Genomic DNA, 24,307 nt, shown 5'->3' with positions numbered 1-24,307 from the left:
AATCTACATGCAACTTCCCTTCCTAGACCTTCTCATTTTCTTCATCTATTTATCGGGAATATTAGGTTTTGGGATTTCATTCTACTTCAAAAAAAGAACCAGTCTGGAATATATCACCGGGAAGGGTAGATTGCCATCATGGACTTTGGGGATGTCAATTTTTGCAACTTATGTAAGCAGCATCAGTTTCTTGGCCCTTCCTGGAAATGCTTACCAAGGCAATTGGAACTCCTTTGTTTTCAGCTTATCCATTCCTATTGCTACCGTTTTTGCTTTGCTATTTTTTGTTCCACTTTACAGAAAACTCCAGAGCCCATCAGCTTATTCCTATTTTGAAGAGCGCTTTGGGCTTTGGGCAAGGATCTACGCCTCTGTTTGCTATCTCCTCACCCAATTGGCAAGGATGGGTGCCATCTTGTACCTTCTGGCCTTGCCCATGCACGTACTTCTTGGCTGGAGCATCCCTGTTATTATCGTAGCTACCGGATTTGGAGTGATGGTCTATGCCGTAGCAGGGGGCATTGAAGCGGTAGTCTGGACGGATGCGGTGCAGGGCATAGTATTAATTGCAGGTGCTTTGCTTTGTTTTTTCGTGATCCTATCAGACTTGCCCCAAGGTCTGCCTCAATATTTAGAAGAAGGAAGTAAACAAGGTAAATTTTCTCTAGGCCCTTATGCTTGGAACTGGACAGAAAGCAGCTTTTGGATGGTGTTGTTATATGGATTATTTATCAACCTACAGAATTTTGGTGTAGATCAAAGTTATATCCAAAGGTACTTGGGTGCAAAAAATACACTGGAAGCGCAAAAATCCGCCGCCTTTGGGGCTTTGCTATATATTCCAGTTTCCCTTCTATTTTTTATGATAGGCACTGGACTATTTGTTTTTTACCAGGAGAATGCCGGAAGCCTTCCTTTGGAAATTGCCAAAGAAGGAGATAAGGTTTTTCCTTATTTCATTGTTCATTCACTTCCCCAAGGAATCACCGGACTATTGGTAGCAGCCCTTTTTGCTGCCGGGATGAGTACCCTTTCCACCTCCATCAATAGTTCTGCCACTGTGATTTTGGAGGACCATGTGAAGAAATATGTGAACCCAAAAATCACAGATAAAGCCGCAGTCAAAGTACTCTACCTGAGTTCTACTTTAGTTGGGTTGATCAGTATTGGGGTAGCTTTGGCCTTTAATGGGGTGGAAAGCGCCCTTGATGCCTGGTGGGCCTTGGCCTCCATTTTCAGTGGAGGAATTCTGGGACTGTTTCTTTTGAGTTTTTTCAATTTTTCTGCTCCTCGAGGGCCCGCCATTTTCGGCGTTATTCTTGGTTTAATGGTTATTAGCTGGATCAGTCTTTGCGAATTTTTCCCAAATATTCCATTACCTCGGCTACATAAAAATTTAGCCATTATCCTAGGAACAATGGCTATTGTTTTAAGTGGTTTTTTTGCAGGATTATTAATGAGTACTAAAAGTACTCAATCTTAATGACTTCGATAAGGGAGCGGGCTTTCTGGATAAGAGTCAATAATCCTCCCATTTTCATCCACAGAAATCAAATTGAACTGTGGCCCTTCCAAGGTCAACAGGGTAAAAGCTTTTACGGATTGGGCTCTTTTCAAATACCAAGTATTTTCCACATCATGGATTGGTCTTTCTCCGACCCCCCAAGAACCATCACCCACATAAATGACGCCGGATTGGTCCCTTTGCAGGTTACGGATAGGGTATGTCCTTTTATAGGCATGGTCATGGTTTTCAAATGCTATTCTGACCCCGCTTTTCTCAAACAGTGGCACCCAATGTTCCCTGACCATAGTCTGGGTAATGTCTTCATAATTTCTCACTGAAGGAAATCCCGGAACATGATAAATTGGGATACGGTGCAATACATGTGTTCTCTCTTCAAGCGTTTTTGCCAGCCATTGGGTCTGTACACCAGGAATAGGATTGGAATGCTCTGTATCCAAAATAATCAAACTGAGGTAATCCCCAAAGTCAAGGACATTGTATCCTGGCTGCCCGGGAAAGGCAAATAAACCATAAAAATAAGGGGCTATTCTCTTTCTAAAGGAGTTGTTTTGTTCATAACCTGGATTTCTGCTGTAGTATCCACCTACTACTTCGTGATTGCCTATGGCTACGACACAGGGTAGAATCCGATTGTCAGCCGTTATTAAGGTATTGGAATAACCTTCAAACCAGTCATATATCCTTTGAATATTTTCAGCTATGCCATTTTCATAAGCCATATCTCCACCAATGATCACGAAGTCCGGTTCAAAAAAGGACACAACTCTATTGGTCTTTTCAAACCATTCTTTACGGTGCATTGCATCTCCGCCAATAGCAATTTTAATGGACTTTTCATTCAGGTTGGAAGGCATTGTGCTGAAATAGTACACTTCATTGGAACCTGGAAACTGAATTTCATAGGCGGTATCTGGTCTCAAATTCAATAATGATACCCTGTGTACCACCCTTTCTGAAAAAGGATAAGGAAGCACGTCACTTTCCATCTGACTCCAATTCGCTGTGCCTTTCCTCCTGATATTCAGCTGCTGTGACTGCAAACCGTCCGAATGCCAATCCACCACCATCGAGGTAGTAGGGTCTTGATTCCAGGTAAGGTAAAAGGCATAGGGGGCATTTTGTGCCTGGCTTACTGCCGTAAAAACAAAGAATATAAGGGTGAAACTGCTTAGGATAAGTTTATTCATAATGAGATTTTCTTTTATTACCAATTGACAGATTACTTTGCTGAACTCGTCACCCTGAGCAATTCGAGGGTTCTCCTAAAATAGAGGAAATGCTTCTCCACCTATAGCGAATCAGCATGACGCGTAATTTTGTCATTATCATTTCTGTACAATTTCCTCAATTATTAAGTACTCATGTTGACGGTTTTGGAAACTTGTTTTGTATTGAACAGGGTCAATGGTTTAAAACGAAATTTATGACTTTGAGTTTGACTTCAATTTTTCTTTAAGAGCCAAATACACGCCATTTGTCCAACCAAAACCATCCTGAACTGGGTACTCCCCTCCTCCTGCTTCTAGACTCAGGTCCTCCACATTATATTTTTCCATCATCTTCCCTGTCCTTTCATAAACTTTTTCATTTAAGCCAGTCCATCTATTGGCAAGTTCCAAAGCCAGATCCCTTCTTCCATAATTCCAAAAAGCTTCGAAACCTATCCACTGTAGGGGCGCCCAACCATTGGGTGCATCCCATTGTTGTCCGGAATTGTAATTCGTAGTGACCAAACCTCCGGGCTTGAGGAGCTTTTGTTCTACATATTTGATTACTTTTCCTGCCTGATGCGCATCTGCTGTTCCTGCCCATAATGGAAACAACATTGCCAAAGAAGGGCGGTCTACAAATTCTTTGAATTTGATGTGAAAATCCAGATAAATGCCTTTTTTCTCATCCCAACAGTACCTGTTGATCCCTTCAATCCTGTTTCTCCTGTTTTTTTCCAGATTGGAAGCCAATTTTTCATTTCCCACCATCTTATTGGCATAAATCAAAATCCGCTCTGTTTCGGAGAGCAATACATTCAAATCCACGGGAATAATGGCTGTAGTCTGGATTGTCCGCAGGTCTAAGGGGTCATAGCACCATCTTGAACTGAAATCCCAACCGGACTCGCATGCTGCCCGTAGATTCCTGTATACTTTATACGGAAAGCGGGTGGTTCTTTGGGCCAGGTGAATATCTTCTTGAAATGACTCTGGACGAGGCGTATCTTCATCATCAAAATACCTGTTTAAAAAGGCATCCTCATCCAGTCTTACCACTCTTTTGTACCTTTTTCCAGGTAAATACAATTCCGTATCCCCTTCCACCCAAAACAGGTATTCCATGAGCATTTCTGGAATATACTTTTCCAAAATTCCCTCATCCTGCTTCGACTCAGCCAGCAATTCGACCATTTTGGCAAAAAAAGGAGGTTGTGACCTGGAAAGGAAATAGGTCCTGTTGCCATTAGGGATATGCCCCACGGTATTGATCAGGTGGGCAAAATTAGCCACCATGGACTCAATTAGATATGTTTTTCCTGAGACCTTCAGTCCCAACATAGTAAAATAGCTGTCCCAATAATAAATTTCCCTGAACCTACCTCCTGGTACAATATAAGGATGGGGTAAGGCCAAAAGGCTAGAATCCTGGATTTCAGGGTCCGGATCTCTTCTGAGCAACTCCCATTGAAGATGAAGCCTTTCTTCTAAAGGAAGGTTTTGGGGTATATCTAAAGGCTTTGGATCTGGAGGCAGGTGAAAATTGGCTTTTACAAACTCCAGCAGATCAAATGCCTTCACTTTGGATTCCTCATAATAATCCAACAAAATATCTTTGGCCGGCCTTTTTGGTATGCAATCAACAAATGTTTTGGAATCAGGAAAAATCCCGCTCATCTGCACGGCATCAAATAGTTCCCAATACAGTTCTTCCGGAGGAGTAAATTGATGTAAACTCATGATAGCTTAACCTGTCTGTTTAACAATACCAAAACCAAGCAGAGCAGGGCAATGGGCAATAAAGAGAAATAGAATGCATTGGTACCTCCATAAGCCTCAAAGATATGGCCTGTGATGATGGATCCCGTAGTGCCGCCCAAAGCCGAAAATACCACAATCAGTCCGGACATGGAACTTTGCATATATTTCGGCAAAGCACTTAAGACTACCGAATTGATCGTAGGATAAATCGGCGCCAGAAATATCCCCAAAATCGGAAATAAGTACACAACAAATGGCGCATTGAACCAGGTAATGGTCTCCACTGACTCGGGGAGACTGTTTGTCAATGGCAGGGTTAGAAGTACACAGACACCTACCAAAATGGTACAAATCAGGGTGAAGGTCAACCAATGTACCCGCTTGAGTACTATCCCCGCCAATAAACGTCCTACTGCTAAAGCTCCTGCTAAAACAGCCCCTGCCTGAATGCTCATACTGGCAGGAACCATCAGTACATCCTGATAAAAAGTAGGTGTCCAGGTCATAAAGCTTTGCTCAATCAGAACAAATAGAAAAGCCGAAGCTGCAAAGACCAAAACAAGAGGCCTGATGACCAATTTAAGCATTTCCAAAAATTCCTCCCAAGTGTTGGTTTCCTCCCTTTTGGACTCAGATTCATTGATTTTGGCAAAGAACAGTAGAAGGGCCGCTGCCAAACTCATTGCTCCAAGATACCAATAAACGTTCAGCCAATCTCTAGAACCCGGGTCAATATCACTGACAAAAAGGGAAAAGAAAATATTGCCCAACAGCACCCCCACCATAAAGAATCCTTCTATGGTACTCATCAGGCTGCTGTGCTCTTTGGCATTGGAAGTCACTAAACCTATCATGGCGAAAACCGAAACCTTGATCACCGCAAAAGAAATCCCTACTGCGGCAAACAGCATCTTGAAATACCAGAATTGGTCAGCTGTCAAAGGCATGATAAAGCAAATGGCTGCAACCAAAAATAACACAGCCAACATCCCTCTTTTTAGCCCGATCTTGGGCAACATGGAGGCTACTATAAAAGAAAAAACAGCAATGGGAAGATCTTTGAATCCTTCAAGAACCGAAGCTTCTGCCTTGCTGACATCAAAGCTGCGCTGTACCTGGAGGATCACAGCTCCCACTGAATTGAGCAACACCGCAAAAACCATGTAATTGACAATCAATGAAAGCCTTATCAATGCTCTTGAAGTCATCTGAAGTTTAATTGTTATGAAATCTTAAAAACAACTGGAATTCAATTTGGCCAATAATTTAAAAATTGCCAAATCCAATCCTTCTATTCCCTACATTGTATTAATGGATAATCTATCTGACTTGTGTTTTACTTCCTACTTCAAGAAAGAGGCAATAAGCGGATTGAACCCTTTTGGCTGAAACTTCACACTTTTCAACACTCGGCTTCCCAATCATTTCTTAACCATTAAATACCAGCCACGCGGGTCAACCTCTATAGGCCCTTCACTCTTTACCAAGATAGGTTTGGAAGAAATAACATGGCGTTCATACCCATTGGATGTTCTGATTTCAACTGGCATATTGAATGAAATGTTAGTAGCACTTACCTGATATCCTTTTTTTCCTTTTTTCTTCACTTTAACATTCGGAAGCCTAACAGTTTTAAGGTATAGGTCAAAAAAGCCCTGTAGGTCAATATCGGTAAAGTCCTGCGCAAAACTTGTAAAATCACTTGTTTCCACTAGATTTTCATAGGTAAATCTTTCATCAGAAACAAAAGCTTTCAACATAGGGAAAAAGAGTTCATCCCCAACATAATACCTGAGGGAATGAATGATAAATGCCCCCTTGGTGTAAATCTCAGGGTGATAAGCAAAATCTGAATTGGAATTCCGAGGGGACACTACCGGCCTGAGGTTTCTTATATTTGATTTTACTGAGGCTACTTTATCGAGATAGGCCTCCTCTCCTCCATGTTTCAGGTAAAAAAGCCAATCTCCATAGGCAGTCAAACCTTCATGGATCCAAAAATCCGCCCAGTCTTTAACAGAAATTTTATTTCCGAACCATTCATGTCCCAATTCATGATGCAAGAGCCAATCAAAAGTTGTGTTTCCAATTTTCTCAAATTGGAAATTATTGCCGTAAGCATTGATAGTCTGATGTTCCATCCCAAGATAAGGGGTTTCCACCACTGCAATTTTGTCATCAGGAAAAGGATATGGACCAAAATAATATTCAAGGGTTGCCGTAGAAGTTTTCAATACCTCAAGTAATTCCAAAGCTTTACTCTTGTTTTGCTGAAGCACCCATACATGCATCGGGATTTCTTTTCCGTCAACACTTTTAAAACTTGTTGACTCCTCGTGGAATACACCTAGTGTAAAATTGATATTATAATTATTGATTGGGTATCGGGTACTCCAATGGTAGGTTATTTTTCCATTTCGCTCCTGGGTACTGACCAACCTGCCATTAGAAGCTACGAAATATGGTTGAGTTGCTGTAAAAATCAGGTCAACACCCTTGAGAGGCTCACTTGAAGGATGGTCGAGGCAAGGCATAAATATTTTAGCTCCCTCATTCTGAGAAGACAACCCCATCCAATGATTCCCGAGTTCATCCAATTCCCAAGTAAAACCTCCGGTCCAGGGAGGCCTAATGGCAATGGGCGTTTTCCCACCGTAATACACCTCCACTTCCTCACAAGTGCAATCTGCAGGGTAAATATCCAAAATATCTCCCTTATGGCTAAAGGCCACTTCCTCTCCGTTCATGATTACTTTCAGGACTTGGTATTCCTCTATGAGGTTAAGTCTTAAGGTGTCCAGCTTTTCTTCCGTCTGAAAAGTGATTCTATTCTTTCCATGGATTTCCTGCTCTTCCGGAAATAACTCCAGCTCCAATTGATAATGCATTACCTGGTATTTTTGCTGAAGAGGGTCAAGTGGACCTCCCCAGTTCCAGTTTTTTTGGATTTGAGCAAAGCCCTGAAAGGAAGCAAGAAATGTCAATAAAAGGATCAGTGTTCTCTTCATCGTACCGGAAAGCATGGTAAAACTTTGAAAAGATAAGCAATTCCTTCTTACTTGCAGAGAAGTCTAAAGCATTTTTCGGCAATGAAAAAAGCGGTATTTCTCCCCAACTTTGGTGCAGATCAAAAAGTCATTTCCTCCATCTTTGAGCCTAAATTTATTTTTGATTTCTTCGGCAGAAAGGGCAAAGTTCCTGGCAATTACATTTACCTGACCTTTAGGGAAAAGTGATTTGAGTTCTTTTTTAGGCTGATGCAATTCACTGATCAGCTCGAAAACCCTTCCCGGAATCCCCTCCAAATAACCGTCTGTAGTGTAAAGGTGACTGTTGGGATGTAATTTTTTAAGGCCATATTCCTGCCCAAAATATTTGAAACCACCTGCCTTCAATATACCGGCCATGGGTTCAATGATATAAGACTTCACTTCTGAAAAAGTACTTTCAGCAGAGGCCTCTTTTTCAAATGAAAAATCAAATTCCTGTCTTCCTTCCGGTCGTAGGTCCACACAATGGATTGCTATTTCATCTATTTTCTTATCTTTTTCCCAAAAAAGTAACACTTCCTTCACTTCATTTTTGACAGAAACGACCCAAACTTGTTGTATATCCGGTAATTCCTGAAGGGACTGTTTGATATCCATCATGGGTGAGGCCTTTACCAACACTGATCTAGTTTTTGATCGGATGAGCTCCCAATTAGCCACTATATCAGGTTCGCAATCTGAAAGTTTATAAAGCTTTTGATTTTGGCCACCCCTTCGGGCCGGATCAACAAAAATGAGGTCAAAAATTTCCGAGGTTCCCCTAAGAATCTCAATTCCATCCCCTTGCTGAATCCGGAACTTATGTTCATCTAGGACCTCCATATTGTACCTGAATATATCCACCAGCTCTTCATTACGCTCACAATAAGTGGCTTTTTTGAAATTCCTGGAGAGAAAATAAGTGTCCACCCCAAATCCTCCTGTAAGGTCATTCATGGTTTCACCTTTTACCAATTCCGATTTGAATTCGGCTGTTTCCTCAGATGATGCCTGTTCGACGGAAAGTCCAGAAGGAAAAAAAAGGTCAAAATTTCCGGACCAATTGGGAAGTTTTTTAAGGGCTTTTCTTCTGGCCTCTATTTGATTGATGGCCAGACTTAAGTCAAAATTCACTTTATCCCTAAGCCGCATAAAAAGGAGTGCAGGATCCCCTTCAAGGTGATCCTGCACAAATTGTTTGAATGTATCGGTATTGATTTTAGCAATATCCAATTTTGTATTCACGTTTTACTTTGCAAAGGGCTAATTTTGACAATTTAAACCAACCTGTGCTCTACCAAATATTCAGCAATCTGCACGGCATTGGTTGCTGCTCCTTTTCTCAAGTTATCGGCCACAATCCACATGTTCAGGGTATTTGGCTGGGATTCATCCCTTCTCAACCTACCTACAAATACCTCATCCTTTTTATGGGCCGTAAGTGGCATAGGATAAACATTGTTGGCAGGATCATCCTGCAAGACTACACCTGGTGTCTCAGAAAGGATTTTTCTTACTTCTTCTAAGTCAAAGTCCTGCTTAAATTCTACGTTGGCTGATTCAGAATGACCTCCAATGGTTGGTACCCTTACTGTGGTAGCTGTCACCTGAATGCTATCATCACCAAAAATCTTTTTGGTCTCATTGATCATTTTCATTTCCTCCTTGGTATAACCATTGGGTTGGAAAACATCAATATGAGGAAGTATATTCAAATCGATTTTGTGAGGATATACCATATCTGCTGGTTGTCCTGCCCTTTCAGCCATCATCTGATCCACTGCTGCCTTTCCGGTACCGGTCACAGATTGATAGGTAGAAACAACAATCCTTTTGATACCATATCTCTCACGGAGTTTATTCAATGCCAAAACCATTTGAATGGTAGAACAATTTGGATTGGCTATGATCTTGTCTTCACCCTTTAATTCTTTAGCATTGATTTCCGGTACAACCAGTTTTTTGGTGGGATCCATTCTCCAAGCTGAGGAGTTATCGATAACAACGGTGCCCACTTCAGCAAACTGCGGCGCCCACTCCAGAGAAGTACTTCCTCCAGCAGAGAAAATAGCGATGTCCGGCTTCTCAGAAACAGCCTGTTTCAATCCTATCACTGTGTATTCCTTACCCTTGAAAGTCATCTTTTTACCTGCAGACCTTTCACTGGCTACCAAGAGTAATTCATCAAATGGAAAGTTGTGCTCATCCAGCACTTCGAGGATTTCTGAGCCTACCAATCCGGTAGCTCCTACAACGGCTAGTTTCATTATACTGTTTTTTTTAGAATTGAACCGCAAAGGTAAGGCAAGAATTCCCAAAAAAGATACTCTTAACACATTTAATTACTTAATTTTCAAATAGGTGGTCATTTTTTTGAAAAGATTTGAAAAAAAATCGGTTAAACGGATAAAATCCGAATAACGGATGGCTCATGCTTAAATTAAAAGCATGTTTGGCGTTTTTTTAAAAAAGATTTGCATTGCTATTGGCTTGCTGGTATTGCTTTACCAAAATAAGGCTTTTGGCCAAGTCCAGGACTTTGAAAGCAGTTTTAGGATTGTGGACCATCCTCAGGAGTTTTTACCGGATTGGTCCGCAAATGAAGTCAGGAGTACGGCCGCAAGGGTATTTCAGTCCAATTCAGAAGGAAGGTTTGGCTCCAGGTCACTGGGAGTGCAGGCAATAAGTTCTTTTGCTGGGGAAATTTATACGCATTTTCATCCACAGAACTTTATTTCCCCAAAAATTGCATTTTTTGCAAAAACCAGCCAAAATGGAACCGGATCTAGACCAGCTTTAGTTAATATATCCTTTTCAAAGTCTGGATTTGAGCAATGGGATTATACTTTGCCTGTTGGAGAGGCATCAAGTTTTCCCAACCAAAATACTGAATACAGACTATATGAAATCCCTTTACCGCTTACTCTCCATGAGGAAGAAAAGGTTTTTATAAGAATACAGGTCCTTTATGGGCCAGGAACTGGTTCGGCGGCCAGGTTTTTTATGGATGACTTCGGGATTTACAATGGAGAAGAGGTTGTCGACCCAGTGGCTATACGGTCAGCTTACCTTATGGATCCATACCGATTGGCATTGCATTTGGATAAAGGCATTTTTCCTCCTGAACAATCCCAAATCAGGATTCAAGGATCTAATAATATTGAGCTGGTTTTTCCCGCTGACACTTTACTCTTTTTACACTCCAATGAACCATTTCCGAAAGGGATCCTTTCCGTCCAATTAGAAAATCTGAGAGACAAAAATGGGACTGTCACACCCATCATCACAGTTCAGGTTGATAATTCAAAGATCGATATTGGAGCGTTATTAATTGTCCGTCCTGACCAACTCCTGGTCAGTTTCAGCCAGGAATTTTTGGAATCATCAGTGAGCCAAACGGGCAATTTTCTTCTTGGAAATCAATCGCCGATCTCCATAGATGTTTTGGAAAACGGATATCAGGTCCTTTTGACTTTTTCGAATGAATTTAACCTGAACACACTTTTGGTGTTTGAGACAAAAGGCATAATTGATAAGGAACTAAATAGCGGGGAAGTCCCAATGCGGAGATCCTTTTTCTACCGTGATTTTATTGATGATCTATTTCTTATAGAGCAGGACAGAATTGAGATCATACATGAAATTGACATTGACCCCAATTCAGTTTTGGCTGATGGTTTCAAAATTGAAGATGTAGAAGAGCTATCCTTTGAAGTTCAATTTCCCATTTCCTCAAGGATTCAATTGATTTTTAAAGTACCATTTGAAGAAGGTCCTGTGTACAACCTTTTACTTCCCCATAGAAAAAGTGCAAGGGGATTTCCCATACACGCTTCCAAAAGGGAATTCTTTTGGGACAGGACAGCTCCTGAACTGGTACAAGTACAACCCGTGGACAGAAATAAATTGCTTGCAGTATTTTCGGAGCCACTTGATCCTGCTTTTATGGTGGTTCCCGAAAACTACCTGATCGATGAAAGTAATCCCAACCAAATAATCTTACAGAACAACAATAGTTCCGCTTTGCTCAGCTTCCCTTTCGAATTTGAAAATGGCAGGAACTATACTCTTAGAGTAAAAAAAGCTGTGGACCTTTCAGGAAACTATTCCGAAGACTTAGACTTTGCTTTTGAATTTGAAATAAGTCAAGGACTAGGTTTTAAAGAAATTGTCATCAATGAAGTCATGCCTGCTCCAAGGGCAGGTAACCCCCTACCCAACGTAGAATATGTGGAACTTTACAACACTACTGACAAAAGTATTTATCTGGGGGGCTTGCAACTGGCCAACTCCCGTAGAACCACAACCTTACCTTCCGCAGTAATTGGACCTAAATCCTATCTGCTACTATGTCCTAGGGCAAGGATATCCGATTTAGCTCCTTTTGGAGAAGTTGTGGGCCTGACCAACTGGCCTACCCTTCTCAATTCAGCTGATCAAGTAAAGCTCCTAAACAGTCAAGGGCTGGTGCTGGATAGTCTCAATTACACCACAGCATCCTTTGGAGGAAGCTCCTTTGCACAGGGAGGATTTAGTCTGGAAATTGTCAATCCTTATCTCTCCTGCAATCTACCAGGTAACATTAAATCATCACAACATGAGAAAAGAGGAACACCCGGTAAAAAAAATTCAGTTTACGCCACCGTATCTGACCTCAGCGGTCCAAAATTTGTTAAAAGCAGTTGGCTTGGGAACAGGCAAGTACTTTTAACTTTTTCAAAAATCCTCAATCCTAATACTATTAACTTTCCTGTTGAAGTTGTTCCCCGGCTGGAAATTTCAAGGATGTCACCGGGACCTTCGCCTGATCAGTTATGGATAGAGTTCAATGAGGAACTTCAGGAAGGGAAAAAGTATAACCTGAAGTTTAAAAATTTGAGGGATTGCCTTGGCAATTTGATAGGCGAAGGAGAAATAGTTTGGGTGGTCAGACCAAGCGTTGCCACAGCAGGCGACTTAGTTATCAATGAGGTGCTTTTTAATGCCAGGGTCAATGCACCAAAATTTGTAGAGGTGTACAACAGGTCTGACAAATTCCTCAATCTGAAAGACTGGAAACTTGCGAACCATAACAGCTCTCAGCAAATAGCCAATAGGCGGATCCTTTTTTCTGATGATTTTATCATCGAACCTTACAGTTTTTTGGTTTTCACAACCGATTCAGAAAAACTTCACCAAGAATACCCCAAAGGAAACAGGAGCAGTTTTATCCAATATAGCAGTTTGCCAAGTTATCCCATTACCAGTGGCAATGTGGTGCTTCTCAACCCTACAGAGGATATCATTGAAACTTTCTCATATCATGAGCGCATGCATCATCCTCTGTTAAGAGAAAGGAGGGGTGTATCTTTGGAAAGGTTATCGCCTTTTAAGGCTGTGAATGATCCTAACAACTGGCAATCTGCCTCCGCATCATCAGGATTTGCAACTCCCGGAACAAGAAATTCACAAGCCTTTGAAGGGCATCAAGGACTAGGAATTTCCATCCACCCAAAAGTATTTGCACCTGACATACCAGGACAATCAGCATTTGTGACCATCAGCTATAAAATGGAAAACGGGGGAAAGACTGCCAACATCCGAATCTATGCTGTTAACGGTTCATTAATCAGAGAAATATGTCAGAATGCTGTATTGGGGGAAGAAGGATTTTTTCTCTGGGATGGAACAGACATACAAGGAAGAAAAGTAAGACCGGGCCATTACATTGTTTTGGCCGAAATTTATGACCTGGACGGAACAATTATGAGGATTAAAAATACAGCCGTTGTCGGAACAAATTTATGACAGACCAAACATAATATGCAGATTTTTAGTATATTGTACTACATCCTCATGATTAAACCCTTATTCCTATGTCCAAAGACCTGATCACCCAGACCCTGAAAACCTATTTCATTGAAAAAGGAAAAGATCTTAAAGTCATCCAACGCTATCTAAGTATCAAGCATAAGCTAATATTGGATGAAAAATTACTTCTCAAAAGATTGAACAGCATCAGCTAACAGAAAAAAACCGCTCTCCAGGCGGTTTTTTATTTTTGCAAATTAAAATGCTACCCTTATTTTAGGGAACTTTTCAATCAGTCGAATGGATTGGAGGATTTTAACCTTAAAAATTATTGTCATGAGCCAAGAAGAAAAAACTGCTTATTCCCCAGAGGAATTAAAGGAATTCGAAGAAATTATCCTTCAAAAACTGGCTGTTGCCAAACAAGAACTCACTTCACTTAAAGAAACACTTAGTAAGAAAAACGATAGCGGAACAGACTTTACGGCCTCAACCTCTAAGCTTTTGGAAGACGGTGCAGATACACTGGAAAGGGAGAGTTTGAGCCAGTTAGCTGCAAGACAGCAGAAATTTATCATCAACTTGGAGAATGCGCTCATCAGGATCAAAAATGGTACTTATGGCGTTTGTGTAGATACCGGCAAATTGATCGCCAAAGATCGCTTAAAGGCTGTGCCCCATACCATGCATTCCATAGAAGCTAAACTTGCAAAGAAATAAATTGGAATTTCTACACAAACACATTGAAGCTTTAATTTTCTGTTCACCGTCTCCGTTAGGTCTGGATGAGATCCAAAAATGCCTGACGGAGATGTTTGAATCTGAGGTGCCAAAAGAGCATATTCTCGATGCAATTTTAGCGCTTCAGGAAAAATACGGTCATGACGATTTTTCATTTGCACTGGAACATTTGGGAGGAGGATATCAGTTTTTGACCAAGCCAGCTTTTCAGAGCAGTATTTCTATACTTTTGAGGCAGCAGTCACAGAAAAGGCTTTCCACTGCCCAACTGGAGACACTTTCTATAATTGCCTATAAACAGCCTGTAACCAAAACTGAAGTCGAACAGATCCGGGGTGTAAGCTGCGATTATTCTATCCAAAAATTATTGGAAAAAGAGCTGATAGTAATCAAAGGCAAATCTGACAGTGTGGGGAAACCCATGTTGTATGGAACCAGCGACAAGTTCATGGAGTATTTTGGTATCAACAACCTTGGGGATCTTCCACAACCAAAGGACTTTAGTTCTGAGACCAATCAAATAGGAGAAGAAAAAGACCAGCTTTCTTAATATGCTTTTTTAACTTCAGCATGGGCAGAGATGAGGTACTTTTTTCCTGTAGAAATCTCTTCGCAAAGGACCCTTGTCCTTCTCACATGGTCTTTTCTGAATTTTCTACCTTGAAGGATAAAAAGTTCCCCCAATGACAAATCCAGCAAAAGTGAAGTATCGGTTGTGGATTTGGCATCATAAGTCTTCAATGTTTTAGCCAAAAATAGATCTCCTCCGGTACTGGCCTTAGGGTTTTTCATATGTAGCAATAATGCCAGGTAAATATCTTTGGGAAATACTTTATCTGAAAGGACAGGTAGCATCAATTCCCGAAAGGTCTTCTTCCATTCAGCACCATGGGGCTTGATTCTTAGTCCATATTTCTCAAAAGCCCTGTAATGGGCTACCTCATGGATATAGGTGATCAAAAACTGATAGGAGCTAAGGTTAAAATTGATCGTTATGGTCTGAATTTTCCTGTCCTGTCGGTATCGGAAATCTCCCAACTTCGAAGCCCTGCTTTTAGTAATAAAGAAATTGAAAGGCTGTTGCTTCCAAAGCTGATAACAATACATCACAGCCTCTTCAGGCAGGTGTTTCTTGAAAGCATTTAAAAACTGTTCTTCTTGATGGCTCATTCCTGCCACAAATTAAAAAAAAAGAGGCTGACCAATTATGGACAGCCTCAATTTTTTTAAGAAGTTAGGATTAACCTTCAACTACTTCTTCAACTTCTTCAGTTTCCTCGATAACTTCTTCAGTCTCGTCTGTAACTTCTTCAGTTTCTTCGATGATCACTTCGATTTCTTCAGTAGCTTCTTCAGATACTTCTTTGTTTCCGCAAGCAGATGCGAACAACATACCAGTGATAGCGAATAATGCAAATACCTTTTTCATGATGTTTGGTTTGTTTCTTAAATTAAGCGTGCAAAATTAAACAGAATTTTATTCTTGTCAAGGGGTTACGTTGATTTTTTTTACTTTTTCTTGTAAGTAATTTTTATCGGTACTCCCTCAAAATCAAAGTTTTCCCTCAGCCTGTTCTCCAGAAACCTAGTGTAAGGCTCTTTAATATATTGTGGCAAGTTACAGAAGAACGCAAAAACCGGGTTTTTGGTCGGTAATTGGGTAATATATTTGATTTTAATGTACTTCCCTTTGTTTGCCGGAGGAGGATAATTTTCAATTTCCGGAAGAATCAGCTCATTGAGTTTGGAGGTAGGCACTTTTCTGGTTTTGTTTTCAAATACCCTCACTGCCAGTTCAATGGCCTGGAAAATCCGCTGTTTGGTAAGCACTGAGGTAAAGATGATGGGAATCCATCTGTTTTCACCCAACTTCTCCAGCATGTCTTTCTTGATAGTATCCATGGTCTTGTGATCTTTTTCAATCAAATCCCATTTATTGACCATGATCATAATGCCCTTGTTATTTTTGATGCCCAGATTGATGAGGTTCATGTCCTGGGATTCAAATCCTCTGGTTGCGTCCACCATGATGATCAGTACATCGGAGTCCTCTAGGGTTCTCAATGAACGCATGACGGAATAGAATTCAATATCTTCCTTGACCTTGGCCTTCTTTCGGATTCCCGCCGTATCGGTAATGATAAAATCTTTGCCGTAAAGTTTGTATCTGGTATGGATAGCATCCCTGGTGGTACCAGCCTCATCGGTAACGATTAATCTCTCTTTACCCAGTAGGGCGTTCAAAAATGAGGATTTTCCTACATTTGGTCTTCCCAAGATGGCTATTTTTGGGATTCCCTCATCCGGATCTTCTTCACCTGAATCCGGGAAATGCTTGATGACTTCATCCAACAGGTCTCCTGTTCCGCTTCCACTAACAGCTGCGATAGGAAACACTTCATTATCCCCTAAACCTAAACCATAAAATTCAGCTGATAAAAGAGCCTTTTCTGGGCTATCTGCCTTGTTGGCTACGATAAATATCGGTTTTTTGGTACTGCGGAGCTCATTGGCAAATTCTTTGTCCAGGTCTGTCAGACCGTCCAAACAATCCACTACAAAAAGAATCACACTGGCCTCTTCAATGGCCAGTTTTACCTGCTTGCGGATTTCCGCCTCAAACACATCATCAGAACCCGTAACATAACCCCCGGTATCAACTACTGAGAAAAACTTACCTCCCCATTGGGCATGTCCATAATGACGGTCACGGGTTACACCGGACACGTTGTCCTCGATTGCTTTTCTCTCTTCAATCAATCTATTGAAAAAGGTAGATTTCCCCACGTTGGGCCTACCTACTATTGCCACTATATTTGCCATTGTACACTTGTCTTATTGGTCGTAACCAAATTTTTTCAACTTGTTTTTGTCTTTTCTCCAATCATCCGCCACTTTCACGAAAGTTTCCAAAAAGATTTTCTTTCCGAAAAACTTCTCCATTTCTTCCCTGGACTGGATTCCTACCCGCTTAAGGGCTTTGCCTCCTTCCCCGATGATGATACCCTTTTGGCTATTGCGTTCCACATAGATCACTGCACGGATCCGGATGATTTTCTCCTCCTCATAAAAATCCTCGATCGCTACTTCGGTGCTGTAAGGGATTTCTTTTTTGTAATTGAGGAAGATTTTTTCACGGACTATCTCAGAGGCGAAGAAACGCTCAGGCCTGTCAGTGAGTTCTTCTTTATCATAAAATGGGGGATGTTCGGGAAGCCTGTCCAGGATTTCCTGAAGAATGCGTTGGGTGTTGAAACTTTCGGTTGCAGAGATTGGGATCACCGTATCGGCTTTGATACGCTGCGTCCAATAAGCTGTCACTTCTTCCAATTGATTCTCCTTGGACAGGTCAATTTTGTTGATGACCAAGAGTACAGGAACACCTGATTGGTTGATCTTTTCAATTACGTCTTCTATTTCCGCGTCGGTTTCAAACAGATCGGTTACGAAAAGGATCACATCTGCATCCTCCAGAGCCATATGCACAAAGCCCATCATGTTTTTATGAAGCTCATATTTGGGTTTCAACATGCCCGGGGTATCAGAAAACACAATCTGATAGTCCTCGTCATTGATGATTCCCATGATGCGGTGCCTTGTGGTCTGCGCTTTGGAGGAGATGATCGAAAGTCTCTCACCGATCAACACATTCATAAGCGTGGATTTGCCCACATTGGGTTTGCCAATGATGTTGACGAATCCTGCTTTGTGTATTTTATCGGTCATGACTACAATTTTTTTGTGCAAAGGTACTTGATTTTTTCCACAGACAATGCTTAAAGATGAAAACAAACCAAATAAACTTTGGAAAACAACTGAAAAAATGGCCTTAAAACAGATTTTAATAGTTTTGTGAAGCCAAAAAAATATTTTCAATAAATACCTAATTTTCAGCCCATACCAACAAAACAGTACATTTTCAAAAAAATTATATTCAACCCAGATTTGTTTTATATCCAAAAACACCCTACTTTTGTACCACGAATTCAGCAAAGGCTGTCAGATTTAGAAAATCATTTGATTAATAATATATCGCGGGATGGAGCAGTTGGTAGCTCGTCGGGCTCATAACCCGAAGGTCACAGGTTCGAGTCCTGTTCCCGCTACTTAGAACCCCTTATACGTTAAGTATTTGGGGTTTTTTCTTTTTGGGGGACAGTTTGGGGGACACTTTGCATCAGATTGATTGGTTTTTTGAAACAATGTTTACCAAAATGATTTCAACCCCAATCTTTTGGAATAGGTCAATTTGCCTTTTTTCGGTTTCATTTTTTGGGGTTCTGTCATTCAGTATAAAAAGGGGGATGCTATCAAATGTCAGGCATTCTTTCAGTTCCTCCACCGTTAATTTACCCTGTTTAAAAGCAATCAATAATTTTATTTTAGCTGTCTTTGTCATCGGAATACCTGTTTAACAGTTGGTCAAGTTTATCCTCTGGGATGTTTTCCCAATCAATTTCATTCGTGTATGTGGTACTTTGAAGCTTTGGCACTAAATAAGGCATTAAATCAGTCAAAAATTTCAATCTATCCTTAGGGTCAAGCTTTTCAATGTCAGTTTGGATTTTGTCAAAATTTCCTTCAAACAAACATTGGATTTTATCCCTTATGGCTTCATTAGCTTTGTTTTTTGAGCCTTTAGGTCTCCCATTAGGATTGTTGGTTTGTCCTTTCTTTAAACCCATGGTTTTGTAAATTTTTGTTTTTTACAAATTACGAAATTCCAAATACTGATCTAATGCCTCCACATTCTTTGCAAGATTAGCCATAAGGGGAACTTATTACCTGTCTTACTTTCTCATCCAGTTCTAAAATCAACTCGGTTGATTTGGTTTGTTCAGGCATTTTACAAATTTCCCTTATTTCTTTTTTCAACCTTGAATAGTATTCAGGTTTGTCAAATGTTCCTTTCTCTCTCATTTCCTCCACCATTTCCAGTACTTTTTGCTGTCCAATTTCCTTGATTTTCATTAATGCCAATTGTTTGATAAAATCTTTCGGGCTGTTCATCGCATCAAAGTTTAAATTGATTTCATTGAGTTTATGAATAGAATTGTATTCCTGTATCCAATGGATTACCATTCGCTTATAAAACCTCTCATCTGACAAGGTACTTGCAAAGATTTCAGGTTGTCTTAGGTTCTCACATAGCCTTTTGGTATATCTCATTTCATACCTCAGAACATTTTTTTGTTTCCAATCTCCTGAAATTCTTTCCCCTTTCGTTTTGGCCTCTAGTACTTTATTGTAAACTAGCTTAGTCCTGTTTTTATTAGTCCAATAGACTGAATTTGGTTGGGCAATCCGTTTGAAGTATTGACAATCCCCTAAATAGGGGTAATAAATTTCAGGCCTGTATTTCATTTCGAAATTATGGGCAAAGTCAATCCTGCTAACTTTAGCCCGATTTACAAGCAAACCAAGTTCATCCCCCAATTTTTCAAAGGCTGTCTTACTTTCAGACCTTTTTAAGGTTTGGAAATTGTCCGACAAAAGAAACTTTGCCAAACTACCTTTCAAAGAAATTCCCTGTTCTGAAATATAAACCTTAAAGCTGTTCCCCAATTGCCCACTTTTGTACCTTTCACCATCATTTTTTTGATGTTCTGTGAATGATTTTAAATGATTTGATACCCTGTCCAAATCAATTCCACAAACTTGGTCTTTTGGTATCCATAAATGAACTGTATCATACACGGCAATTGACTTTTTTTATCAATAAAAGCACCTTACTATAAAGCATTCCTTTCTTACTTGCCATGTCAGAATAATTTTTGTTGCGGGTCATCATTCATGTCTTTGGCATAGTATTTTTTCACCTTGTTTTTTGAAAACTCATGGTGTCCTTTTACAAAACCTACTTGATTGGTTTTTTGAAGCCTAACAAGGGGCTGGCTTAGGGTGGTGTCCTCTATACCTATCAATGATTCCAGTTCCTTTGCGCTGTATTCATTTGGCCTGTTTTCCATCAAAAAGGAATAAACCCTTTCAGCAACATTGGGGATTAATTGCCCTCTTTGAATGGCTTTCCATGATAGATACTGAGTTTCGGAGGTATTTCTTTTCCCTTTCATAGGTTGCAAGCCTCCACCCCTGCAAAAAGTAAGATTTCAAGATTAGGCTGGGATAGGTATTCCAAAAATTGAGTACATTTGAATACTGCTTTTGATTGGATACCATAAGCGGGAATGGCATTAATTGGATTCGTTCCGATTAGTGCCGTTTGTTTTTGGGCTGTCATCGGATTAGAATTTTACAGTCTTGACTTGATTTAGTGATTTTTCAATTTCACTTTCTTTGTACAAAACACGGCCTCCAATAATGTAGGATGTTAGCATTCCCCTTTTTGTCCAGTCATTGAGGGTGACAAGCGAAATTTTAAGCTTTTCAGCCGTTTCTTTCCTTGATAAAAGCTTTTCTCCTGTCTTTTCCTGTGGGGCGGTCTGAATTGATTTTACGGCCTCTTTCACGGCTGTATTGATGATCCCTGTCAGTTCCTCGGGGCTGTAAGTTGATAAGATTAAATTGTCCATGATAACTTTGTTTAGTTTGGACAATTATAGTTGGGGGGTTAAAGTGGGGGCATGGTAAAAACCCCACTATTTTTTCACATTTTCCTTTTTTTTTTTAATTCGCTCAAAAAGTCATCAATTTCCGATTTCTTTTTAGGGTCAAATTCTGTTTTTCGATTCAATAAATCTTTGCAATCCCTTGAATTGTATCCTAAAACTTTTGATAACAAATCAGCCCTTTCATTCAGGGATAATTTATCATTAAAAAAGATGCCCTTTGGGTCAATCATTCCCAATTCCTTCATAATGTAAAACCTGTATTTTGGTTCTAAGTCAACCCTTGTTTTTTGAGAATGGTTTTTAATGATTTCATTATGTGGAGGTAAGTTGTTTTCAACCCAATCATTAATTACCTCAGGGGTTATTTCGGGAAATTGATTCAAAGAAATTTCATCTTGATTTTGGGTATTTGCCCAATCAAAAAAAATGTCTGTCCATTGGGCTGGGATCGGTTTGTTCCCACCTTTTAGAACATGCTTAATTCTTTTCATTGAGGTTTTAAAATCATTTTCCTGTTTACCTATCCATCCAGCCATGATCTTGAAAACCTTATTTTTCACCTCCACAATTCCCAAATCTTGTCTTGATTTGATTATTGGTTTTTCAGTTTCAATTTTCCAATAATGGCCTTTTTGATAAAACCAGCTTTTCTTTAAAGTCCCCCAATCCCAAAAAATGATTTCGGGCTGTTCTTTTTCATCGGTTGATTTTGTGCCAATTGAATACTTGAATTTGGTCTTTTCTAAATCTTTAAGGTTGATTGAAAATTCAAAATCAATCCTCCTAAGGGTCAAAAATTCCTGTTCCATTTTAGCTAACCTTTAAAACCGATTTATTCCAATGTTCCAAAAGCTTTTGGGCGTTTTCCTCAGGTGTTACTTTGATGTATAGTAAAAATGCCTTTTCAGTCTTATGGCCTGTGATTTTCATTAAACTGATTGCGGGAAAACCACTTTTGTAAACGTTGGTGGCAAAGGATCGGCGGGCGGTGTGGGTGGTAACAAGTTCCCATTTTTGCTTAATGGTATTCACTTTCAAGCCTCCCTTTATTCCTTCAACCTCCACCCCTGTTTTAAGGCTGTCCACCTGTTTTGCAATGTCCTTTAGGTAGGCATTCATTTTTTGGTTTGCTATGGCTGGGGGCAAACTGTTTGGATACCTGTCTTTGTATTTTGCCATGATTTCTTTTACAGTCCTGTGAATGGGGATAATTACCTTTTCACCTGTTTTGTATGTAGTGATTTTCAAAAAATCCCCTTCAATGTTTTTGGGCTGTATGTTGGTAAAATCTGAAAATCTTAATCCAGTCCAGCAACCCACTATAAAAAGGTCTCTAACCCGCTCCAAATGGGGTGTACTGCTTAAATCCAGTTCGTAAAGGTCATTCACTTCATTTTCATTTAGGTAAATGGAAAAACCCGCTACTTTGTGGGCTTTAAACTGCCTTGATTGAAAAAACATGTTAGTATTGTAGCCGTTTTCTGTGGCATAGGTCAAAAAGGTCTTGATTACCTGTATGTACTTTCCAACATTGTTTAGGGAATACTTTTCCTTGTTTAGGTAATTGACAAACTTGGTGTAAAAATTTTGGTCAATGGTTTCAAAGGTCAAATGATACCTTTTCCCGAACTGTTCCAATTTATCATAGACTGTATTGTATTTTTGGATAGACCTTTTATCAAACCTTTTCCCGCTTGCTGTAAGCCTTAAACCCTGTTCGGATTCATGGATAAACCTTTTGAATAACCCCATGAATGTGGGCTTATTTTCGGGGTCTGTGGAGGTGTTTTGGTGGAGGTCTTTTAATTCCCTGTCAAGTTCTGTTTTTATTTCAGTCGGGAAAGGATTTCTTTCCAGTCTAAAAGTCAAATCCTCAAAAATTTTAAAAGCCGTATCCTGAATAAATTTCAGGTTGCTGTTAAAAATCTTTGCCGTTGGAAAGTCTTTAACCTGTCTCGCTTGCTGGGTTTCTTCATTCCAAAATTTGGGATGGATAGTCTTACCTGTTGGGTATTTTACTCTTTGACCATTGAAACTGATAAATAATAAAATTGGGGTTTCGCTATCCTTTTTCTTTTCCCTCAGGTAAAAGTTAAATTTTGCCATGATTTCTGTCTTTTGATTGGATACCCAAATATACACAAAAGAAAATCGGGGGACAGTTTGGGGGACACTTTTATTTAATTTACTCTTATTTCTTTTATCCTTACTTAATTAGTAAAATTCATATAAAACTGATTTTCAATGTATTTAAATTAAATAAAGTTAGTTTAAAAAACGGGGTGTTTAGCCCTGTTCCCGCTACTGCAAAGGATACTGGAAACGGTATCCTTTTTTGTTTTTCATCAATGCCATGGAGGGCTCATATCCGCCACCGCGGATACAGTTCGAGTCCCCCGCCCATACCGATTGGTACAGTCCGGCGGGTGTTCCAGCTACTACGAAGGATACCGGTAACGGTGTTTTTTTTAATTAATTCTCACGAAAAACAAATGCCAAATTCCTCCATATTTAACCATAATGTATACCTAAATAGAAACTACAATTAACCTAGGATTAGAATTTCCATTTTTTTCTTTCCGAATCTTTCCACACAATACCATGGAACAAGTTTTAATAAAAATTAATGCTCTTGGCTATCTTATCATTTGATTTTATCCTTTACCAAAGCATGCATTTTTTCAGCCTCTTTTTTTAACCTCAAAAGTTCTTGCACTTGGGCTTCTTCATCATCCCACTCTTCGTTTAGGAGTGAAAAGATTTGCGCATGGTTCTCCGCCCATTTTCTGAGAACTAACTTTAACAATTCCCTTGCTTCTTCTACAGTATGATTGTTGGTTGAACCAAATTTTGGGTTAACGAATTGATTGTTGATAATAAATACAGGAGGACACATAGTTATTGAGAATAAGTTGAAAATAATTATAGATGCTTGAATTTATTGAAGCCCTTCATTTAATTGATATGATTGTTATCCGTCTTTATTTATCTATATTGAGTAATGATATTTGAAATATATAGATTTTAATCTAAAAAATGAAATTAAATTTAGAATTTTATTGACCATGTCGACTATTATTGACAGAATTGGAGAGTTTGCTAGCAAATGCAGACTAAGTATTCGGAAAATAGAACAAAAAATAGGGGCAGGAAATGGCACAATCTCAAAAGCTATAGGAAGGGATAAAGACATTCAAACCAAATGGGTGGAGTTATTTGTTTCGCATTATCCTGAGGTTAACCCCATTTGGTTGATGACAGGCAAAGGAGAAATGCTATTAAATACGTCGGTCAATGAGGAAAAAAAATCACTTCTTGAAGAAGATTCTTCACCGTATGGCTTTATAGAAAAAGATCAACACCAAGAAATAGTAGATTCATTAAAACTTGTGATTGCTACCCTTGAAAGGCAACTCAACGAAAAAGAAAGGATTATTTCCCTGAAAGACCGAATCATAAAGGACTTGGAAGATAAATTGAAATAGGGCTGATTATTTTGACACTATCCCGATAAGTGTGTAAACTTTAAATTATGATTTTATGGTCAGGTTTCAAGAAGCCTGACCCTATCACCAAATATAAGCAGGAAACTGTTAAGGATAGTACCCCAGTCTCGAATGGGCATAGTCCATTTTTTCGATGCTTCCCTTGAAGCGAGGAAAACAGACTTCATAACAG

General features: G+C 39.7%; 24 protein-coding genes, 1 tRNA gene and 1 pseudogene. 7 read left to right on the top strand and 19 right to left on the bottom strand.

Going from position 1 to position 24,307, the window contains the following annotated elements; translation table 11 throughout:
- The first annotated feature begins 7 nt into the window (after positions 1–7).
- Entirely contained in the window at positions 8–1,483 is a 1,476-nt protein-coding gene (locus CLV48_RS16470; protein WP_106568388.1) for a sodium:solute symporter family protein, read from the top strand.
- Here CLV48_RS16470 and CLV48_RS16465 read toward each other — a convergent pair.
- From CLV48_RS16465 to CLV48_RS16440, 6 genes are all read right to left on the bottom strand, one after another.
- A complete protein-coding gene (locus CLV48_RS16465; RefSeq protein WP_106568387.1) occupies positions 1,480–2,715 on the bottom strand; it encodes a purple acid phosphatase family protein in 1,236 nt (411 codons plus the stop codon). The two genes, CLV48_RS16470 and CLV48_RS16465, sit on opposite strands and share 4 nt — an antisense overlap.
- Before the next feature lie 234 nt (positions 2,716–2,949).
- Positions 2,950–4,476: an alpha,alpha-trehalase TreF gene (treF, locus tag CLV48_RS16460; protein WP_106568386.1), complete on the bottom strand. Its 1,527-nt coding sequence runs from the start codon at positions 4,474–4,476 to the stop codon at positions 2,950–2,952.
- Positions 4,473–5,705, bottom strand: coding sequence for an MFS transporter (locus tag CLV48_RS16455; RefSeq protein WP_106568385.1), 1,233 nt, complete (start codon positions 5,703–5,705; stop codon positions 4,473–4,475). The genes treF and CLV48_RS16455 overlap by 4 nt, the downstream gene beginning before the upstream one ends.
- 213 nt (positions 5,706–5,918) lie before the next feature.
- Positions 5,919–7,505 (bottom strand): M1 family metallopeptidase, encoded by a 1,587-nt coding sequence (locus tag CLV48_RS16450; RefSeq protein WP_106568384.1) that lies wholly within the window; start codon positions 7,503–7,505, stop codon positions 5,919–5,921.
- A gap of 63 nt (positions 7,506–7,568) precedes the next feature.
- On the bottom strand, positions 7,569–8,771 hold the full coding sequence (locus CLV48_RS16445) for a THUMP-like domain-containing protein (protein ID WP_245889589.1): 1,203 nt from the start codon (positions 8,769–8,771) through the stop codon (positions 7,569–7,571).
- A 32-nt stretch (positions 8,772–8,803) separates the two neighbouring features.
- Positions 8,804–9,793 carry an aspartate-semialdehyde dehydrogenase gene (locus CLV48_RS16440; protein WP_106568487.1) on the bottom strand — a complete coding sequence of 330 codons (990 nt, stop codon included), beginning with the start codon at positions 9,791–9,793 and terminating at the stop codon, positions 8,804–8,806.
- Positions 9,794–9,974: 181 nt separating this feature from the next.
- Between CLV48_RS16440 and CLV48_RS16435 the strand changes: the two genes are divergently transcribed.
- From CLV48_RS16435 to scpB, 4 genes are all read left to right on the top strand, one after another.
- Positions 9,975–13,313, top strand: a complete 3,339-nt coding sequence (locus CLV48_RS16435) for a lamin tail domain-containing protein (protein ID WP_106568383.1) — start codon at positions 9,975–9,977, stop codon at positions 13,311–13,313.
- Positions 13,314–13,381: 68 nt separating this feature from the next.
- Complete coding sequence (locus CLV48_RS20595; protein ID WP_170069044.1) at positions 13,382–13,531, top strand: hypothetical protein; 150 nt, start codon at positions 13,382–13,384, stop codon at positions 13,529–13,531.
- Positions 13,532–13,652: 121 nt separating this feature from the next.
- Complete coding sequence (locus CLV48_RS16430) at positions 13,653–14,036, top strand: TraR/DksA family transcriptional regulator (protein ID WP_106568486.1); 384 nt, start codon at positions 13,653–13,655, stop codon at positions 14,034–14,036.
- 1 nt (position 14,037) lies between these two features.
- Positions 14,038–14,607 (top strand): SMC-Scp complex subunit ScpB, encoded by a 570-nt coding sequence (scpB, locus tag CLV48_RS16425; RefSeq protein ID WP_106568485.1) that lies wholly within the window; start codon positions 14,038–14,040, stop codon positions 14,605–14,607.
- Here scpB and CLV48_RS16420 read toward each other — a convergent pair.
- The 4 genes from CLV48_RS16420 to era all read right to left on the bottom strand — a co-directional run bounded on the left by CLV48_RS16420 (position 14,604) and on the right by era (position 17,783).
- Positions 14,604–15,227, bottom strand: coding sequence for a SprT-like domain-containing protein (locus tag CLV48_RS16420; RefSeq protein ID WP_106568382.1), 624 nt, complete (start codon positions 15,225–15,227; stop codon positions 14,604–14,606). The two genes, scpB and CLV48_RS16420, sit on opposite strands and share 4 nt — an antisense overlap.
- A gap of 70 nt (positions 15,228–15,297) precedes the next feature.
- Positions 15,298–15,486, bottom strand: coding sequence for a hypothetical protein (locus CLV48_RS16415; protein ID WP_106568381.1), 189 nt, complete (start codon positions 15,484–15,486; stop codon positions 15,298–15,300).
- A gap of 80 nt (positions 15,487–15,566) precedes the next feature.
- Complete coding sequence (gene der, locus CLV48_RS16410; RefSeq protein ID WP_106568380.1) at positions 15,567–16,880, bottom strand: ribosome biogenesis GTPase Der; 1,314 nt, start codon at positions 16,878–16,880, stop codon at positions 15,567–15,569.
- A gap of 12 nt (positions 16,881–16,892) precedes the next feature.
- Positions 16,893–17,783 carry a GTPase Era gene (gene era, locus CLV48_RS16405; RefSeq protein WP_106568484.1) on the bottom strand — a complete coding sequence of 297 codons (891 nt, stop codon included), beginning with the start codon at positions 17,781–17,783 and terminating at the stop codon, positions 16,893–16,895.
- Between the two features lie 307 nt (positions 17,784–18,090).
- On the opposite strand from era, the gene CLV48_RS16400 reads away from it, so the two are divergent.
- Positions 18,091–18,163, top strand: a tRNA-Met gene (locus CLV48_RS16400).
- 276 nt (positions 18,164–18,439) lie between these two features.
- Here CLV48_RS16400 and CLV48_RS16390 read toward each other — a convergent pair.
- From CLV48_RS16390 to CLV48_RS16360, 8 genes are all read right to left on the bottom strand, one after another.
- Entirely contained in the window at positions 18,440–18,742 is a 303-nt protein-coding gene (locus tag CLV48_RS16390) for a DUF5681 domain-containing protein (protein ID WP_106568378.1), read from the bottom strand.
- A 76-nt stretch (positions 18,743–18,818) separates the two neighbouring features.
- Complete coding sequence (locus CLV48_RS16385; RefSeq protein ID WP_106568377.1) at positions 18,819–19,754, bottom strand: phage/plasmid replication domain-containing protein; 936 nt, start codon at positions 19,752–19,754, stop codon at positions 18,819–18,821.
- A gap of 65 nt (positions 19,755–19,819) precedes the next feature.
- Positions 19,820–20,131 (bottom strand): hypothetical protein, encoded by a 312-nt coding sequence (locus CLV48_RS16380; protein ID WP_106568376.1) that lies wholly within the window; start codon positions 20,129–20,131, stop codon positions 19,820–19,822.
- Positions 20,128–20,298, bottom strand: coding sequence for a hypothetical protein (locus CLV48_RS20590; protein ID WP_170069043.1), 171 nt, complete (start codon positions 20,296–20,298; stop codon positions 20,128–20,130). Before CLV48_RS20590 ends, CLV48_RS16380 begins: the two co-directional genes overlap by 4 nt.
- Positions 20,299–20,302: 4 nt before the next feature.
- On the bottom strand, positions 20,303–20,590 hold the full coding sequence (locus tag CLV48_RS16375) for a helix-turn-helix domain-containing protein (protein WP_106568375.1): 288 nt from the start codon (positions 20,588–20,590) through the stop codon (positions 20,303–20,305).
- 74 nt (positions 20,591–20,664) lie between these two features.
- Complete coding sequence (locus tag CLV48_RS20395; protein WP_146140114.1) at positions 20,665–21,012, bottom strand: hypothetical protein; 348 nt, start codon at positions 21,010–21,012, stop codon at positions 20,665–20,667.
- A gap of 427 nt (positions 21,013–21,439) precedes the next feature.
- On the bottom strand, positions 21,440–22,735 hold the full coding sequence (locus CLV48_RS16365) for a site-specific integrase (protein WP_146140113.1): 1,296 nt from the start codon (positions 22,733–22,735) through the stop codon (positions 21,440–21,442).
- 538 nt (positions 22,736–23,273) lie between these two features.
- Complete coding sequence (locus tag CLV48_RS16360; RefSeq protein ID WP_010608984.1) at positions 23,274–23,525, bottom strand: hypothetical protein; 252 nt, start codon at positions 23,523–23,525, stop codon at positions 23,274–23,276.
- Positions 23,526–23,694: 169 nt separating this feature from the next.
- On the opposite strand from CLV48_RS16360, the gene CLV48_RS16355 reads away from it, so the two are divergent.
- Positions 23,695–24,114 (top strand): hypothetical protein, encoded by a 420-nt coding sequence (locus CLV48_RS16355; protein WP_106568372.1) that lies wholly within the window; start codon positions 23,695–23,697, stop codon positions 24,112–24,114.
- Positions 24,115–24,173: 59 nt separating this feature from the next.
- Here CLV48_RS16355 and CLV48_RS20940 read toward each other — a convergent pair.
- Positions 24,174–24,307 (bottom strand): annotated as a pseudogene (locus tag CLV48_RS20940) (IS256 family transposase); the annotation flags it as partial.

This window comes from Cecembia rubra, assembly GCF_003014575.1.
GTDB classification, from domain to species: domain Bacteria; phylum Bacteroidota; class Bacteroidia; order Cytophagales; family Cyclobacteriaceae; genus Cecembia_A; species Cecembia_A rubra.
Note: the sequence above shows the minus strand (reverse complement) of the source record. Positions and strands in the feature narration are given on the sequence as shown.